15 protein-coding genes are annotated in these 14,840 nt (G+C 69.2%); 9 read left to right on the top strand and 6 right to left on the bottom strand.

Annotation, left to right across the window (positions count from 1 at the left end; genetic code table 11):
* Nucleotides 1-3 precede the first annotated feature (3 nt).
* Together ASC76_RS14905 and ASC76_RS14910 are read left to right on the top strand one after the other, a co-directional pair.
* Nucleotides 4-729, top strand: a complete 726-nt coding sequence (locus ASC76_RS14905; RefSeq protein ID WP_082549204.1) for a DUF3047 domain-containing protein — start codon at nt 4-6, stop codon at nt 727-729.
* Between the two features lie 115 nt (nt 730-844).
* Nucleotides 845-2,359, top strand: a complete 1,515-nt coding sequence (locus tag ASC76_RS14910) for a Do family serine endopeptidase (RefSeq protein WP_056467853.1) — start codon at nt 845-847, stop codon at nt 2,357-2,359.
* A gap of 23 nt (nt 2,360-2,382) precedes the next feature.
* On the opposite strand, the gene kynA is transcribed toward ASC76_RS14910, so the two are convergent.
* Genes kynA through ASC76_RS14935 form a run of 5 tightly spaced genes read right to left on the bottom strand, consistent with a single transcriptional unit; the run spans nt 2,383 to nt 7,320 of the window.
* A complete protein-coding gene (gene kynA, locus ASC76_RS14915) occupies nt 2,383-3,225 on the bottom strand; it encodes a tryptophan 2,3-dioxygenase (protein ID WP_056467856.1) in 843 nt (280 codons plus the stop codon).
* Nucleotides 3,225-4,499, bottom strand: a complete 1,275-nt coding sequence (gene kynU, locus ASC76_RS14920) for a kynureninase (protein WP_056467859.1) — start codon at nt 4,497-4,499, stop codon at nt 3,225-3,227. Before kynU ends, kynA begins: the two co-directional genes overlap by 1 nt.
* Entirely contained in the window at nt 4,499-5,122 is a 624-nt protein-coding gene (kynB, locus tag ASC76_RS14925; protein ID WP_056467863.1) for an arylformamidase, read from the bottom strand. The genes kynU and kynB overlap by 1 nt, the downstream gene beginning before the upstream one ends.
* 54 nt (nt 5,123-5,176) lie before the next feature.
* Entirely contained in the window at nt 5,177-6,109 is a 933-nt protein-coding gene (argF, locus tag ASC76_RS14930; protein ID WP_056467867.1) for an ornithine carbamoyltransferase, read from the bottom strand.
* Entirely contained in the window at nt 6,106-7,320 is a 1,215-nt protein-coding gene (locus tag ASC76_RS14935; RefSeq protein WP_056467869.1) for an aspartate aminotransferase family protein, read from the bottom strand. The genes argF and ASC76_RS14935 overlap by 4 nt, the downstream gene beginning before the upstream one ends.
* Before the next feature lie 140 nt (nt 7,321-7,460).
* On the opposite strand from ASC76_RS14935, the gene ASC76_RS14940 reads away from it, so the two are divergent.
* Nucleotides 7,461-7,790 carry a DUF3579 domain-containing protein gene (locus ASC76_RS14940; protein WP_056467872.1) on the top strand — a complete coding sequence of 110 codons (330 nt, stop codon included), beginning with the start codon at nt 7,461-7,463 and terminating at the stop codon, nt 7,788-7,790.
* 66 nt (nt 7,791-7,856) lie between these two features.
* Here the strand turns inward: ASC76_RS14940 and rpsT are convergent, their stop codons facing one another.
* Nucleotides 7,857-8,162, bottom strand: coding sequence for a 30S ribosomal protein S20 (gene rpsT, locus ASC76_RS14945; RefSeq protein ID WP_056467875.1), 306 nt, complete (start codon nt 8,160-8,162; stop codon nt 7,857-7,859).
* Nucleotides 8,163-8,270: 108 nt separating this feature from the next.
* Between rpsT and murJ the strand changes: the two genes are divergently transcribed.
* The 6 genes from murJ (at nt 8,271) to pcnB (ending at nt 14,833) form a co-directional block, all read left to right on the top strand.
* A complete protein-coding gene (gene murJ, locus ASC76_RS14950; RefSeq protein WP_056467878.1) occupies nt 8,271-9,827 on the top strand; it encodes a murein biosynthesis integral membrane protein MurJ in 1,557 nt (518 codons plus the stop codon).
* Nucleotides 9,828-9,837: 10 nt separating this feature from the next.
* Nucleotides 9,838-10,722, top strand: coding sequence for a SirB1 family protein (locus tag ASC76_RS14955; RefSeq protein WP_056467881.1), 885 nt, complete (start codon nt 9,838-9,840; stop codon nt 10,720-10,722).
* A gap of 89 nt (nt 10,723-10,811) precedes the next feature.
* Nucleotides 10,812-11,873: an AI-2E family transporter gene (locus tag ASC76_RS14960; RefSeq protein ID WP_056470874.1), complete on the top strand. Its 1,062-nt coding sequence runs from the start codon at nt 10,812-10,814 to the stop codon at nt 11,871-11,873.
* On the top strand, nt 11,870-12,541 hold the full coding sequence (gene hda / locus ASC76_RS14965; protein ID WP_056467884.1) for a DnaA regulatory inactivator Hda: 672 nt from the start codon (nt 11,870-11,872) through the stop codon (nt 12,539-12,541). Before ASC76_RS14960 ends, hda begins: the two co-directional genes overlap by 4 nt.
* Nucleotides 12,538-13,209: an HAD family phosphatase gene (locus ASC76_RS14970; protein ID WP_056467888.1), complete on the top strand. Its 672-nt coding sequence runs from the start codon at nt 12,538-12,540 to the stop codon at nt 13,207-13,209. Before hda ends, ASC76_RS14970 begins: the two co-directional genes overlap by 4 nt.
* Nucleotides 13,210-13,216: 7 nt before the next feature.
* Nucleotides 13,217-14,833: a polynucleotide adenylyltransferase PcnB gene (gene pcnB / locus ASC76_RS14975; protein ID WP_056467890.1), complete on the top strand. Its 1,617-nt coding sequence runs from the start codon at nt 13,217-13,219 to the stop codon at nt 14,831-14,833.
* The last annotated feature ends 7 nt before the right edge of the window (nt 14,834-14,840 follow it).

Genomic DNA, 14,840 nt, shown 5'->3' on the forward strand with positions numbered 1-14,840 from the left:
CCGATGCGATTCCTCCCTGTGCTCCTGCTCGGCCTGTGCATCGCGGCGCCCACCCGGGCGGCCGACGACGCGTCGATTGCGGCCTTCTCCTCCGCGGCCGCCGGCGACCCGCCCGCCGCCTGGAAATTCACCACGCTGCCGAACAAGACGCCGACCAAGTTCTCGGTCGTCGAACTGGGCGGCGCGAAGGTGCTGAAGGTCACCGCCGAAGATTCGTACGGCAACCTGGTCCACGCGATGAAGGTCAAGGTCTCCGATCAGGCCACGCTGTCGTGGCGCTGGCGGGTCGACAAGCTGATCGACGAGGCCGACCTGAAGGTGCGGTCGGGCGAGGACGCGGCCGCCAAGGTCTGCGTCTCGTTCGGCTTCGATGGCAGCAAGCTGCCGTTCGGCGAGCGCGCCAAGCTGTCGCTCGCCCGCTCCAGCACCGGCGAGGACGTGCCGACCGAGACGCTGTGCTACGTGTGGGACAACAAGCTGCCTGCGAACACCGACCTCGTCAGCGCCTTCACCAAGCGCATCCGCTTCATGGTGCTGCAAAGCGGCAGCGCGAAGCTCGGGCAATGGGTCAGCGAGAAGCGCAACCTCGCCGCTGACCACCAGCGCATGTTCAAGGACGAGTCCGAGGGCAACGTGCCGGACGTGGTGGCGGTGGCGGTCGGCGCCGACGCCGACAACACCCATGGCAAGGGGCTGGCCTACGTCGGCGACCTGGCGCTGAAGCCCTGAAGCGGGCGGTGACTTAACGCCCGCTTAACCGGGCGCTAACCGTGCCCTAACCGGGCGCTCCTATCTTTGGGCCATGCGGAATATCCCGCGATCGGCCACGAGCCAAGGAGCGAACATGTCACCACTCAAACCCCTCAGCGCGGCGCTCGTCGCCGCGGGCGTGCTGGCGGTGGGAACCGCGGGCGCGATCGATCTGCCCGGCTGGCTCAAGAGCAAGCCCGCAGTCACGCAGCCGGCTGCACCGTCGGCCTACCAGGCCGTCTCGGACATCACCGCGCCGGCCCCGGTGGCGATGCTGCCGGCACAGAACGCGCCGAACTACCGCGCGATCGTCAAGACCTTCGGCCCGGCCGTGGTCGGCGTCACCGTCGCCGGCATGCACAAGACCTCGGCCGAGGAGCAGGGCCTGCCCCCGGGAATGGAGAACGACCCGTTCTTCAAGTTCTTCCGCGGCATGCCGGGGTTCCAGCAGCGCGGCCCGCAGGGCGGCGGCAACGTGCCGTTCCGCGGCATGGGCTCGGGCTTCATCATCAGCGCGGACGGACTGATCCTGACCAACGCGCACGTCGTGCGCGAGGCGAAGGACGTGACCGTCAAGCTCAGCGACCGGCGCGAGTTCACCGCCAAGGTGCTGGGCTCCGACCCGACCACCGACATCGCGGTGCTGCGCATCGACGCCAAGGACCTGCCCACGGTGCGGATCGGCGATGCGCGCAACCTCGAGGTCGGCGACCCGGTGCTCGCGATCGGCGCGCCCTACGGCCTGGAGCAGACGGCAACGCAAGGCATCGTCAGCGCCAAGGGCCGCTCGCTGCCGGGCGACAACACGGTCGTGCCGTTCATCCAGACCGACGCCGCGGTGAACCCCGGCAACTCCGGCGGGCCGCTGTTCGACGGCACCGGCACGGTGGTCGGCATCAACGCGCAGATCTACTCGCAGAGCGGCGGCTTCCAGGGGCTGAGCTTCTCGATTCCGATCAACGTCGCGATGAAGGTCAAGGACCAGATCGTCGCGACCGGCAAGGCGAGCCATGCGCGCCTGGGCGTCACGATCCAGGACCTGAACCAGGCGCTGGCCGATTCGTTCGGGTTGAAGCGGCCGGACGGCGCGCTCGTCGCCAACGTCGCGCCGAACAGCGCGGCCGCGGCGGCAGGCCTGAAGTCGGGTGACGTGATCACCGAGGTCAACGGCCAGCCGGTGGTGCGCTCGGGCGAGCTGTCGAGCCTGATCGGGCTGTCGGCCCCGGGCGAAAAGGTCAAGCTGACGGTGTGGCGTGACCGTTCGCCGCGCGACATCGAGGCCAAGCTCGGCGGCGCCGATCCGGAGGCCACGCAGGTGGCCGACGCCAGCGGCGCGGTGCAGCGCGGCCAGCTCGGTCTGAGCATGCGCCCGCTGACGCGCGACGAGCGCCGCGAGTCGAAGATCGACGAGGGTCTGGTGATCGAGAACGTCGCCGGCCCGGCCGAGAAGGCCGGCATCCAGCCGGGCGACGTGCTGCTCGCGATCAACGGCCGACCGGTGCAGTCGGTCGACACCGTGAAGCAGGTGCTGAGCGCCAAGCCGAAGAGCGTCGCGCTGCTGGTGCAGCGCGACGGCGACAAGATCTTCGTGCCGGTGAACCTGGGCTGAGCCCGGGCGGGTCTGCGCGCGGATCAGAGGTCCGTGCGCAGCTTCCAGATCTCGGGGAACAGCACCACGTCGAGCATCTTGCGCAGGTAGCCCACGCCGGAGGTGCCGCCGGTGCCGCGCTTGAAGCCGATGATGCGTTCCACCGTCGTCACGTGACGGAAGCGCCAGAGTCGGAACGCGTCTTCGAGGTCGGTGAGTTCCTCGCCGAGCTGGTACAGGTCCCAGTGCGCCTTCGGGTCGCGGTACGCGACCAGCCAGGCCTGCTCGACGGCGTCGCTGGCCTGGTACGGCTGGGTCCAGTCGCGCTCGGTGTGCGAGGCCGGCACGGCCAGACCGCGCCGCGCCAGCAGGCGCAGCGACTCGTCGTACAGCGACGGCGCGCGCCACGCCGCCTCGACGCGCGCGAGCAGCTCGGGCCGGTGTGCGTGGGGCTTGAGCATCGCGGCGTTCTTGTTGCCGAGCATGAATTCGATGCAGCGGTACTGCGCGCTCTGGAAGCCGCTGCTGGCGCCGAGGTAGGGCCGCATCGCGGAGTACTCGGGCGGCGTCATCGTCGCGAGCACGTCCCAGGCGTGGACCAGCTGCTCCATGATCTTGCTGACCCGCGCGAGCATCTTGAACGCGCTGCCGAGCTCGTCGGCGGCGACGCACCTCACCGCCGCAGTCAGCTCGTGCAGCAGAAGCTTCATCCACAGCTCGCTGGTCTGGTGCTGCACGATGAACAGCATCTCGTCGTGCGACGGCGAGCGCGGGTGCTGGGCGCTCAGGATCGCGTCGAGGTGCAGGTAGTCGCCGTAGCTCATGTCCTTCGAGAAGTCGAGCTGGGCGCCTTCCTCGGCGACGATCTTGTCGGGTGTCGTTCCCATCACGTGACCGCGGCGCGTTGGTTGAAGCGGGCCTCGCGCCACTCGCCGCCGTCGAGCACGGCGTGCAGGTGCGCGACGGCGTCGAAGACGTCGACGAAGCGGGTGTAGAGCGGCGTGAAGCCGAAGCGCAGCAGGTCGGGCGCGCGGAAGTCGCCGATCACGCCGCGGGCGATCAGCGCCTGCATGATCGGATAGCCGCCCGTTTCGTGCGCGAAGCTGGCCTGGCTGCCGCGATGCGCATGCTCGCGCGGCGTCACCAGACGCAGGCCGAGGCCCTCGCATCGCGCCTCGACCGACGCGATGAACAGGTCGGTCAGCGCCAGCGACTTGCGGCGCAGCGCGGCCATGCCGCCGAAGTGTTCGGCGCGGGCGAACACGTCGAGCCCGCACTCGAGGGCGGACATCGACAGCAGCGCCGGCGTGCCGCAGACGAAGCGCTGAATGCCGAGCGCCGGGCGGTAGTCGGTCGTGAACTCGAACGGCGCGGCATGACCGAGCCAGCCCGACAGCGGCTGGCGCAGCTGATCACGGTCCATGCGCGCCGTGTGACGCGGATGGGCCCACACGAAGGCCTGAGCGCCGGGGCCGCCGTTCAGGTACTTGTAGCTGCAGCCGACCGCGAAGTCGGCGTCCGCGCCGGTCAGGTCGACCGGCACGGCGCCCGCCGAGTGCGCCAGGTCCCAGACCATCAGCGCGCCGGCGGCGTGGGCGTCACGCGTGACGCCGGCCATGTCGAACATCCGGCCGGTGCGGTAGTTGACGTGGGTGAGCATCAGCACCGCGAGCCGGTCGTTCAGGTGCACGGGCAGCTCGTCCGCGTCGATCAGCACCAGCGTCATGCCGTGGGCCCGCGCCAGGGTCTCGGCGATGTAGAGGTCGGTCGGGAAGTTGCTGCGTTCGGAGACGATGAGGTCGCGGCCCGGCGCATCGAGCTTCTGCAGGCTGATGGCCGTGCTCAGCACCTTGTAGAGGTTGGTCGAGGTCGAATCGGCGACGATCAACTCGTCCGCACCGGCACCCACCAGCCGGGCGATCTGGTTGCCCAGACGCTGCGCCAGGTCGATCCAGCCCGCGGTGTTCCAGCTGCGGATCAGGCCGTTGCCCCATTCGTCCTGCACGACCTGCTGGACGCGCGCGGCAGTCGCCTTCGGCAGCGCGCCGAGCGAGTTGCCGTCGAGGTAGATCACGCCGTCGGGCAACGCGAACGCTTCGCGCAACGGGGCCAGCGGATCGGCCGCGTCGAGGGCCAGGCAGTCGTTTCTCGTGGTCGTCATCACAGTTCTCTCAGGACCGCGCGCACGGGGGACGCATCGGCCAAGGTCAGTTTCAAGGGGAGGGCGATCAGCTCGTAGTCGCCGGCGGGAACGTCGTCGAGCACGAGGTTCTCCAGCACGCGCAGGTCGTGCTTCAGGAGCAGGTGATGGCTGTCGAGCGTCTTGCTGTCGGCCGGGTCGACCGACTGGCTGTCGATGCCGACCAGCCGCACGCCGCGCGCCGCGAGCCAGGCGATCGTCTCGGGCGCAAAGGCGGAGAACTCGGGCGACCACGCGGTCGGCGCGGTCGTGCAGGTGCGCACCAGCACGCGCGGCGGCAGGTGCTCGCTGGCGTGCGCGAGGTGCTCGGGCCGGACGAGCGGCCCGCAATCTATCGCGTGGATCACGCGGCACGGGCCGAGGTAGGGCGCGAGGTCGACCTGGCCGATCGTCGGCGCGCCCGGGCCGTAGTGCAGCGGCGCATCGGCGTGCGCGCCGATGTGCGGGGACAGCGTGATGGCGCTGAGGTTGACCGGGCAGCCGGGGCCGATCTGCGCCGTCCATTGCTGCGAGTAGCCGGTGTCACCGGGGAACAGCGGCGAGTCGGTCGCGATCGGCGGGGAAATGTCCCAGAGCTTTTTCATGGCGGTGCGAAGTTAGCACCGCCCGAACGACCGTGGTGTCGGTTTTTTCGGACGCTAGCCGATCCGCCCCAGCACCAGGTACTCCATCAGCGCTTTCTGCGCGTGCAGCCGGTTCTCTGCCTCGTCCCAGACGACCGATTGCGGTCCGTCGATCACCTCGGCCTCGACCTCCTCGCCGCGGTGCGCGGGCAGGCAGTGCATGAAGAGGGCATCGGGCTGCGCGGCGGCCATCATGTCGGCATCGACGCACCAGTCGACGAAGGCCTTCATGCGGGCCTCGTTCTCGGCCTCGTAGCCCATGCTGGTCCAGACGTCGGTCGTGACCAGATGCGCGCCGGCGCAGGCGTCCATCGGGTGGTTGAAGGTCTCCACGCAGGCGGCGTTCTTGACGCCGGCCATCTGCGGGTCGATCTCGTAGCCGCCCGGTGTGCTCACGTGGAGCGTGAAGCCGAGGACATCGGCCGCCTGCAACCAGGTGTTGGCCATGTTGTTGCCGTCACCGACCCACGCGACCACCTTGCCCTGGATCGAGCCGCGGTGCTCGATGAAGGTGAAGATGTCGGCCAGGATCTGGCACGGGTGGTACTCGTTCGTCAGGCCGTTGATCACCGGCACGCGCGAGTTCGCCGCGAAGGCCTCGATCTTGGTCTGCTCGAAGGTGCGGATCATCACGATGTCGACCATGCGGCTGATGACCTTGGCCGAGTCCTCGATCGGCTCGGCGCGGCCGAGCTGGCTGTCCCCGGTCGTCAGGTTCACGACCGAGCCGCCGAGCTGGTACATGCCGGCCTCGAAGCTCACGCGGGTGCGGGTGCTGGCCTTCTCGAAGATCATCGCCAGCGTGCGGTCGACCAGCGGCGTGTACTTCTCGTAGTTCTTGAAGCGCTTCTTGATCGTCGCGGCGCGCTCGAACAGGTAGGCGTATTCCTCGGCCCGGAAATCCTTGAACTGCAGGTAGTGCTTCATCAGGCTGTCGCCGGGTTTCATGGCGCCGGTTGCGAGAGGAATGTCTTGATGATCGGGCACAGGATCGCGACGATCTGGGCCGCCTCGTCGGCGCTCAGGATCAGCGGAGGGACCAGGCGGATCACCTTGTCGGCGGTCACGCTCAGCATCAGCCCGGCCTCCGCGGCGAGGCCGAGGATGTCGCCACACGGGCGGGCGAGTTCGATGCCCAGCATCAGCCCCTGGCCACGGATGTCGGCGACGCCCTGGACGCCGGCGAGCTCGCGCTCCAGCCCCGCCTTCAGCGCCGCGCCCACGGTGGCGGCGTTCTCGAGGATGCCGTCCTCTTCCATGATGCGGATCGTCTCGACGCCGGCGCGCATTGCCAGCGGGTTGCCGCCGAACGTGGTGCCGTGGTTGCCCGGGCCGAACACATTCGCCGCCTTCGGCCCGCAGACGATCGCGCCGACCGGCACGCCCGAGCCCAGGCCCTTGGCCAGCGGCATCACGTCCGGCTGGATGCCGGCCCACTGGTGCGCGAACCACTTGCCGGTGCGGCCCATGCCGCACTGCACCTCGTCGAGCATCAGCAACCAGCCGTTGGCATCGCAAATGCGGCGCACTTCGCGCAGGTACTCGATCGTGGTCGGGCGGATGCCACCTTCGCCCTGGATCACCTCGAGGAAGACCGCGACGACGTTCTTGTTCGTTGCCGCGACCTTCTCGATCGCTGCCGAATCGTTCAGCGGCACGCGCACGAAGCCCTCGACCAGCGGACCGAAGCCGGCCTGGACCTTGGGGTTCCCGGTGGCCGACAGCGTCGCGATCGAGCGGCCGTGGAAGGCCGCCTCGTAGACGACGATCTCGGGCCGATCGATGCCCTTGTCGTGACCGTACTTGCGGGCGATCTTCAGCGCGCCTTCGTTGGCTTCGAGGCCGGTGCTGCAGAAGAACACGTTCGTCAGGCCCGAGAGCTCGCACAGCTTCGCGGCGAGCTGCTCCTGCAGCGGCACGAGGTAGTAGTTGGAGCTGTGGATGATCTTGCCGATCTGGTCGGTCAGCGCCGGCACCAGCTTCGGGTGAGCGTGGCCCAGCGTGTTGACGGCGATGCCGCCCAGCCCGTCCAGGTATTTCTTCCCGTGGGTGTCCCAGAGCCAGCAACCTCGGCCATGCGAGAGCGCCAGCGGCAGGCGGCCGTAGGTCTTCATCACATGCGGTTCGGGGGAGGCGGGCAGCTTGTCCGGGGCATTCATCGTCGTGGCACTCCGTGGGAGAAATGAAGAAGCGGGTCCGCGCGCCCGGCTGGCAGACGCGGCGACCCGCTTCGGCCGAATTCTAAGCGTGCTGCACTGCAACACATTCACGGCACAATGTCGCGCTCGGGACAGCACGCATGACCACTTCTCCGCCACGCGAATTCTTCATCCAGGGCATCACGCTGGAGGGGCACACCTTTCGCCCCAGCGACTGGGCCGAGCGTCTCGCGGGCGCGATGTCCTGCTTCCGGCCGGACGGCGTGCGGGGCGGCATCGGGGCGTTCATCGGCTACTCGCCGCTGTGCGTGCCGCGCGTGATCAACGGCGTGAAGTGCGTGATCGTCAGCGAGGCGCTGCGCGGCGTCGAGCCGATGGCCTGGGACTTCGTGATGAACTTCGCCCGCGACAACCGGCTGCAACTCACCGAGGCCTGCCTGGTGCCCGAGCGGCCGCCGAAGGGCAGCTGAGAAATCCGGTCCACCAATGAAAAAGGGCCCGCGATGCGAGCCCTTTCTCTTCCACCCTCAACTCAATCAGGCAGCGGGAGCGGTCAGCGCCTTGACCTTGGCCGACAGGCGGCTCTTGTGGCGAGCGGCCTTGTTCTTGTGGAACAGGCCCTTGTCCGCGACCGAATCGATCACCGACTGGGCGGTCTTGAACAGGTCAGCAGCCTTGGCCTTGTCGCCGGCGACGACGGCCTTCTGCACGTTCTTGATGACGGTACGGAACTTCGAACGCAGCGCGGTGTTGGCGGCGTTGAGCTTCACGTCCTGACGCACGCGCTTCAGACCCGAAGCGATGCGGACGGTTTTCTTCTTGGCTTTGGACGAGGTGGCCATGTGGTGTAGCTTTGGATGAGGGTAGAGCCCGCGAGTATAGCATTTGCCGCGGCGGCGCTGCCAAGCGCGCCTGCCCGGTGAGCAGGCGCTACCTATAATCGGCCGCACATGAACCTGCTGCGAGCCGCATCCACCATCTCGCTGCTGACGCTGGTCTCGCGCATTTCCGGGCTGGCCCGTGACGTGGTCGTCGCCGGGGCGTTCGGCAACAGCGCCTGGATGGACGCCTACAACGTCGCCTTCCGCATTCCCAATTTCCTGCGCCGCCTGTTCGGCGAGGGCGCGTTCCAGCAGGCGTTCGTGCCAGTGCTGGGCGAGACGCGCGCCCGCGACGGCGACGAGGTGACGCGCCTGCTGATCGACGCCGTCGCGACCATCCTGTTCTGGACACTGGTCGTCACCTGCGTCGTCGGCGTGGTCGCCGCGCCGCTGATGGTCTGGCTGATGGCCGCCGGGCTGCAGCGCTTCGACGGCGCGGTGGTGATGACGCAGATCATGTTCCCGTACATCGGGCTGATCTCGATGGTCTCGCTGGCCGCCGGCGTCCTCAACACCTGGAAGCAGTTCGTCGTGCCGGCGGCGACGCCGGTGCTGCTCAACCTCGCGTCGATCGGCGCGGCGCTATGGCTCGGCCCGTGGTTCGCGGCGCGCGGCATCGAGCCGATCTACGCGCAGGCGGTCGGCGTGATGATCGGCGGCGTGCTGCAGCTGGCAATCCAGGTGCCGGCGCTGAAGCGGGTGGGGGCGATGCCGCACATCGGGCTGCTGCCCGGCAAGATCCGCGCGGCCTGGGGCCACCCGGGCGTTGGCCGGGTGATGCGGCAGATGGCACCGGCGCTGCTCGGGGTCTCGGTCGCGCAGATCTCGGTGGTGATCAACACGCAGATCGCGTCGCACCAGGGCGTGGGGGCGGTGTCGTCGCTGGACTGGGCGTCGCGGCTGATGGAGTTCCCGACCGCGCTGCTCGGCGTGGCGCTGGGCGTCGTGCTGATCCCCCAGCTCTCGGCCGCGAACGGTCGCAAGGACACGGCCGCCTACTCGGGGCTGCTCGACTGGGGCCTGCGCCTGGTGCTGATGCTGGCGCTGCCGTGCGCTGTCGCGCTGCTGGTGTTTCCGAACGCACTGCTCGCGGTGCTGTTCCAGCGCGGCGCGTTCGATGCCGCCGCGGTGCACCAGACGGCGCTCGCGCTGATGGGGTACGGCGTCGGTCTGATGGGGCTGGTGGGCGTCAAGATCCTCGCACCCGGGTATTACGCCCGGCAGGACACCCGCACGCCGGTGAAGATCGCGATCGCCGTGCTGGTGCTGACGCAGCTGATGAATGCGCTGTTCGTCCCGTTCATCGGCCACGCCGGGCTGGCGCTGTCGATCAGCCTGGGCGCGATGATCAATGCGTTCTGGCTGTTCACCGGGCTGAAGCGCTCGGGCGCGTACACCCCCGAACCAGGCTGGTGGCCGTTCACGCTGCGGGTCGTCGGCGCCAGTGCGCTGCTCGGCGCGTTGCTGTTCTGGGCCGAGCGGCGGATCGACTGGGTCGGTCTCGTGAACCACCAGGCCGAGCGCATCGGCTGGCTGGCGCTGTGCCTGGGCGGCGCGGCGGTGCTCTACTTCACGGCCCTGCTCGCGAGTGGCCTGAAACTTCAACAGTTCATGCGGCGCGGCTAAACTGGCACGCATGCCGGGCCCCTTGACATTCGAGACGCCGACGGCGCTCGAGTACTTCGCCTCTCTCGTCGCGGAAGACGCCAGCCTGTCGCTCGTCGAGGCCGCGGTGTCGCTCGCGCAGGACGACTTTCCGCAGCTCGACACGCAGGCGGTCCTGGCCGAGATCGACGCGCTCGCGGCGCGCCTGAAGCAGCGCTTCCCGGCCGATGCCGTGCCGGTCCAACGTCTGCGCTGGCTCAACCGCTTCTTCTTCCAGGAGCTGGGATTCGCGGGCAACGTCAACCACTACTACGACCCCGACAACAGCTACCTGCACCGCGTGCTCCACACGCGCCGCGGCATCCCGATCACGCTGGCGATCCTGTACATCGAGCTGGCCTCGCAGATCGGGCTGACGGCACGCGGCGTGTCGTTCCCGGGCCACTTCCTGATCAAGCTGCGCATGCAGACCGGGCAGCAGCAGGGCGAGGTCGTGATCGACCCGTTCACCGGCCACTCGCTCTCGCGCGACGAGCTCGACGAACTGCTCGCGCCGTACAAGCGCAACCGCGGGCTGCAAGGCGAGTTCGACGTGCCGCTCGGCTTGTTCCTGCAGGCGGCGACGGCGCGCGAGGTGGTCGCACGGATGTTGCGCAACCTGAAGGAGATCCACCGCGGGTCGCGTGACTGGCGGCGTCTGCTCCAGGTTCAGGAGCGCTTGGTCGTGCTGCTGCCGCAGGCCTGGGAAGAGCGCCGCGACCGTGGCCTGCTCTATGCCGACCTCGGCCTGGCGGCGCCGGCGGCGCGCGACTTGTCGGACTACCTCGCGCATGCGCTCGATGCGACCGATCGCGAGCAGATCGCGCAACGCCTGGCTGCCCTCGGCGGCGACGCCGGACCGCTGCGCCTGCACTGAACGAGGTCGACGCGGCGCGGGCTTTCCCGGGCGACCCGTAGAATTCCCGCACCTTCCACATGGTGGGCGTCACCGCGCCACCCATCACCATGACCTTGACCCCCGCGCAACGCCACACCGTCACCTGGATCGCCCTGAGCCTGATCGCCGGGCTCATCGTGTGGCTGCTCGGGCCGGTGCTGACGCCGTTCCTGGTCGCGGCGGTGCTGGCCTACGTGCTGCATCCGCTGGTCGAGCGTCTGGCGCGTCGGCGCGTGCCGCGGGTCCTGGCGGTGACCGTCGTCGAGGTCGTCGCGATCGTGCTGGTGCTGGCGGTGATGTTGCTGATCGTCCCGATCCTGTCCAAGCAGTTGCCGCTGCTGCGCGAGCAGATCCCGCTGCTGGCCGAGCGCATGAACACGCAGCTCGGGCCGTGGCTCGCCCGGTTCGGCATCGACGTGGCGCTCGACACGGCCAGCATCAAGGCCTTCGCGCTCAAGTACCTGGACGCCAATGTCGAGGACTGGCTCGCCACCGCGCTCAGCTCGGCGCGCATCGGCGGCAGCATCCTGATCGCGATCATCGGCAACGTGGTGCTGGTGCCGATGGTGCTGTTCTACCTGCTGCTGGACTGGAACAACCTGATGCAGCGTGCCGGCAACCTGATCCCGCCGCGCCTGCGCTCGCGCACGCACGCGTTCTTCGACGATTGCGACGCGACGCTCGGGCAGTACCTGCGCGGCCAGCTGCTGGTGATGCTGTCGCTGGCGGTGTTCTACAGCGTCGGCCTGTCGCTGTTCGGCTTCGATCTGGCGGTGCCGGTGGGCGTGTTCACGGGCCTGGCGGCCTTCATCCCGTACGTCGGGTTCGGGCTCGGGTTGACGCTGGCGTTGATCTCCGCCGTCCTGCAATTCACCGGCTGGTACGGCCTGATCGGCGTGGCCGTGGTGTTCGGCGCTGGCCAGCTGCTGGAGAACTTCGTGCTCGTGCCGCGGCTGGTCGGGGAACGCATCGGCATGAGCGCGTTGACCGTGATCTTCGCGCTGCTCGCGTTCGGTCATCTGTTCGGCTTCGTCGGCGTGCTGATCGCGCTGCCGGTCAGCTCGGTGCTGGTGGTCGCCGTGCGCCGGCTGCGCGCGGCGTATGTCGAAAGCGAGCTGTATCAGGGATGAGGCAGATTCCGCTGGCGATCGGGCTCGAGGCGCCGCGCAGTTTCGACAACTTCGTGCCCGGCGCCAACGCGGCGGCGGTGGAGCATCTGCGGACCTTGCCGACGCAGCCGACACCGGTCTATCTGTGGGGACCGAGCGGCGTCGGCAAGACGCACTTGCTGGAGGCCGCGGTGCAGCGCCTCGATGCGCAAGGCCTGCGCGCCGGCTGGTTCAGCCCGGCCGATCCCGCGCCCTGGCCGTACGAGGACGGGTGGTCGATGGTCGTGATCGACGACGCGGGCGGGCTGGACGCCGCCCAGCAGCACGCGGCTTTCGCGACCTTCGTCGAGACCACCGCGCGCGGCGTGCCGCTGGTCGCCGCGGGTCGCGTGCCGCCGGTCGACCTGCCGCTGCGCGAGGACCTGCGCACGCGTCTGGGCTGGGGCCATGTCTTCGCGATCCAGCCGCTCGGTGAGGCCGAAGTGCGCGCGACGCTGCGCCGCGTGGCCGACCAGCGCGGCATCTTTCTTTCCGACGACGTGATGGACTACCTGCTGACCCGCTTCGCGCGGGACCTGAAGCACCTGGTCGCGCAACTCGACCGGCTGGACGAGTTCTCGCTGGCAACCAAGCGCCAGATCACCGTGCCGCTGCTGAAGCAGATGCTCGCCGAGGGCGGTTCGGCATGAGCGATCTCTGCCTGTTCGACCTCGACGACACGCTCCTGCCGATCGACTCCGACCACGCCTGGGGCGAGTTCATCGTCCGCATTGGCTGGGTCGACGCGGTCGAGTTCGCGCGCCGCAACGACGCGTTCTACGCGCAGTACCAGGCCGGCCAGCTGGACATCCACGAGTACATCGCGTTCGCGACCGAGCCGCTGCGCGCGCGCACGCCAGCGCAGACCGAGGCGGCGCACCGGCAGTTCATGGCCGAGGTGATCGCCCCGCAGCTGCGTGCGCCGGCCCTGGACCTGGTGCGCGAGCACCAGGCGCGCGGCGACCTGATCGCGCTCGTCACCGCGACCAACGACTTCGTCACCGCGCCGATCGCCGGCGCGTTCGGTATCGCCGACCTGCTGGCCGTGCGACTGGAGCGCGACGCCGGGGGTACGATCACGGGCCGCATCGCGGGGACGCCGAGCTATCGGGACGGCAAGGTCACCCGCGTCCAGGAGTGGCTGGCCGAGCGCGGCCGCGAGTGGGCCGACTTCGACCGGATCAGCGTCTACAGCGACTCCGTGAACGACCTGCCGCTGCTGGAGCGCGCCACCGACCCGGTCGCGACGAACCCGACGCCGGCCCTGCGGGCCGTCGCCCAAACGCGCGGCTGGCGCATCCTGAAACTGTTCGACTGACACCTTCATGATCAAGAAATTCATCGACAAGCTGCTCGGCAAGGGCCCCAAGGCCGCCGCAGCCGACCCCGACAGCGGTGCCGCACCCGCGGGCAAGCGCGTCGAGGTGCCGAAGAGCGAGCACCACATCGATCCGTCGCTGGTCGACGAGCGCGCCGTCAAGGTCGTCAGCACGCTGGCGGACGCCGGCTACGAGGCCTACATCGTCGGCGGCGCGGTGCGCGACCTGCTGGTCGGCATGCGGCCGAAGGATTTCGACGTGGCGACCAACGCCACGCCGGAGCAGGTCAAGGCGCTGTTCCGGCGCGCCTTCATCATCGGCCGGCGCTTTCGGATCGTGCACGTCGTGTTCGGGCGCGGCCGGCAGGACCGCGGGTTGTCCGAAGTGATCGAGGTCTCGACTTTCCGCGCGATGGTCGATGCGGCGGCGGCGTCCCAGGTCAGCGGCAACGAGAAGACCTCGAAGAGCGAGCTGGCCGGCAAGAGTCACGTGGTCGACGCCGAAGGCCGGGTGCTGCGCGACAACGTCTGGGGCTCGCAACTCGACGACGCCGCGCGGCGCGACTTCACGATCAACGCGATGTATTACGACCCGGTGCGCGAGATCGTCGTCGACTACCACGGCGGCATCGGCGACGTGAAGAAGAAGCTGCTGCGCATGATCGGCGACCCGGCCACGCGCTACCGCGAAGACCCGGTGCGCATCATCCGCGTGGTGCGCTTCGCCGCGAAGCTCGGCTTCGAGATCGAGGCCAGGACCCGCGCACCGATCAAGGAGATGGCCGCGCTGCTCGACAACGTGCCGGCCTCGCGCACCTTCGACGAGATGATCAAGCTGCTGCAGACCGGCCACGCGCTGGCGAGCATCCAGGAATTGCGCAAGCAGGGCCTGCACCGCGGCGTGTTCCCGGTGCTGGACGTGGCGCTGGACGAGGCGCAGCGCCACGACGGCCGCGAGAAGTTCGTGCAACTCGCCCTGGCCGACACCGACCGCCGGGTCGGCGAGGGCAAGCCGGTCGCGCCGAGCTTCATGCTGGCCTGCATGCTCTGGCACGACGTGCTCGATGGCTGGCAGAAGCTCAAGGCCAAGGGCGAGGCGCCGTTCCCGGCGCTGCAGCAGGCGGTGGACACGGTCTTCGACGCCCGCATCGGCGACATCTCCGGCCGCGGCAAGCTGGCCGCCGACATGCGCGAGATCTGGCTGATGCAGACGCGGTTCGAGCGGCGCCAGGGCAACAGCGTGGCCACGCTGATCGAGCAGCCGCGCTTCCGCGCCGGCTTCGACTTCCTGCGGCTGCGCGGCGACGCCGGCGAGATCGATGCCGAGCTCGCGAACTGGTGGGAGGACTTCTCGCTGGCCGACGAGGAGGGCCGCCGCAAGCTGCTCGACGCCGTGCGCTCGCAGGGCGGGCCACGCCGCGTGCGCTCGAGCACGCCGCGCGTCGCCACGGTCCCGGCCACGCTGGAGACCGACACCGACGAAAGCGAGATCGCGCCGGCGACAGCCGCCGAAGGCGACGCACCGAAGAAGCGCCGCCGGCGCCGCCGCAAGCCGGCCGGTGCGGGCGGCGAGGGCGCGCCGGCGGTCGACGACACGCCGTCGAACCCATCCCACGACATCTGAGGGAACG

Source organism: Rhizobacter sp. Root404, from assembly GCF_001425865.1.
GTDB lineage: Bacteria > Pseudomonadota > Gammaproteobacteria > Burkholderiales > Burkholderiaceae_C > LMDS01.

Bases quoted from the DNA above. Each gene is read 5' to 3' on its own strand.
- rpsT (WP_056467875.1), bottom strand. From the start codon at position 8,162: ATGGCCACCTCGTCCAAAGCCAAGAAGAAAACCGTCCGCATCGCTTCG.
- ASC76_RS14940 (WP_056467872.1), top strand. From the start codon at position 7,461: ATGACCACTTCTCCGCCACGCGAATTCTTCATCCAGGGCATCACGCTG.
- ASC76_RS14955 (WP_056467881.1), top strand. From the start codon at position 9,838: ATGCCGGGCCCCTTGACATTCGAGACGCCGACGGCGCTCGAGTACTTC.
- pcnB (WP_056467890.1), top strand. From the start codon at position 13,217: ATGATCAAGAAATTCATCGACAAGCTGCTCGGCAAGGGCCCCAAGGCC.
- kynA (WP_056467856.1), bottom strand. From the start codon at position 3,225: ATGGGAACGACACCCGACAAGATCGTCGCCGAGGAAGGCGCCCAGCTC.
- argF (WP_056467867.1), bottom strand. From the start codon at position 6,109: ATGAAACCCGGCGACAGCCTGATGAAGCACTACCTGCAGTTCAAGGAT.
- ASC76_RS14970 (WP_056467888.1), top strand. From the start codon at position 12,538: ATGAGCGATCTCTGCCTGTTCGACCTCGACGACACGCTCCTGCCGATC.
- kynB (WP_056467863.1), bottom strand. From the start codon at position 5,122: ATGAAAAAGCTCTGGGACATTTCCCCGCCGATCGCGACCGACTCGCCG.
- murJ (WP_056467878.1), top strand. From the start codon at position 8,271: ATGAACCTGCTGCGAGCCGCATCCACCATCTCGCTGCTGACGCTGGTC.
- hda (WP_056467884.1), top strand. From the start codon at position 11,870: ATGAGGCAGATTCCGCTGGCGATCGGGCTCGAGGCGCCGCGCAGTTTC.
- ASC76_RS14935 (WP_056467869.1), bottom strand. From the start codon at position 7,320: ATGAATGCCCCGGACAAGCTGCCCGCCTCCCCCGAACCGCATGTGATG.
- ASC76_RS14910 (WP_056467853.1), top strand. From the start codon at position 845: ATGTCACCACTCAAACCCCTCAGCGCGGCGCTCGTCGCCGCGGGCGTG.
- ASC76_RS14960 (WP_056470874.1), top strand. From the start codon at position 10,812: ATGACCTTGACCCCCGCGCAACGCCACACCGTCACCTGGATCGCCCTG.
- ASC76_RS14905 (WP_082549204.1), top strand. From the start codon at position 4: ATGCGATTCCTCCCTGTGCTCCTGCTCGGCCTGTGCATCGCGGCGCCC.
- kynU (WP_056467859.1), bottom strand. From the start codon at position 4,499: ATGACGACCACGAGAAACGACTGCCTGGCCCTCGACGCGGCCGATCCG.